This window comes from Stenotrophomonas pictorum JCM 9942, from assembly GCF_001310775.1.
Lineage (GTDB): Bacteria > Pseudomonadota > Gammaproteobacteria > Xanthomonadales > Xanthomonadaceae > Stenotrophomonas > Stenotrophomonas pictorum.
On the sequence record NZ_BAZI01000767.1, the window covers coordinates 1 to 633 of the forward strand.

Annotated in this window: 1 protein-coding gene; it reads right to left on the reverse strand. The window is 70.9% G+C overall.

Annotated features, from left to right (window positions below; genetic code table 11):
• Positions 1 to 17: 17 nt before the first annotated feature.
• The gene (locus JCM9942_RS17580; protein WP_054661065.1) at positions 18 to 503 is read right to left on the reverse strand and encodes a hypothetical protein; all 486 of its coding nucleotides are present in this window, start codon (positions 501 to 503) and stop codon (positions 18 to 20) included.
• Between the last annotated feature and the right edge of the window lie 130 nt (positions 504 to 633).

The following is a 633-nucleotide window of genomic DNA, read 5'->3' on the forward strand; positions in this document are numbered from 1 at the left end:
CGCCGGCCCGCCGGCTGTCAATCGTGTGCCGGATCGCCCAGGCGCAGCTGCCGCCAGCCGACGTGGTGCATCAGCTCGCGTACCACGACCAGTGCGGCGACGAAGCCGGGCTGTTCCGGCAATCCCACGGATCTGGCCGGCATGCCGGCCGCCACCCGGGCAAGCAGATTGAAGGCGTGTTCGACCTGTTCGATCTGCAGCACTGGCCGCGCCTGCGCCGGCAAGACCAGCAGCCCGGTCAACGGCGCCAGCACCGCATCGGCGCAGTCCAGTTGCAGATGCAGATGCGCGCGCAGGGCCGGGATCTGCGGCATCAGCGCATCCTCGGTGCGGGCGATGGCCCGTTCCAGCGCCGCCTCCGACGGCGGGAAACGCTGCAGGCCGTCGGCCAGCAGTGCCGTCAGCGACAGCGGCAGACAGACGTCCTCGCCATGCCCCGGCCGCAGGCGGATCGGGTCGTGCTCCAGGTGCAGCTGCATCGGCGTCTCCGGCAGGCAGGCCATCTGGCGGTTCCGCCGCCAGGCGTGAGCGTCTATCGTGCCCGGTCCGCAACGGGTTGGGTGTACATGGATCGCAAGCATTGGGCAGTTGCAGTCGCCGCCGTCACCGGCGCCGCGTTGGCGGCCACCTTCC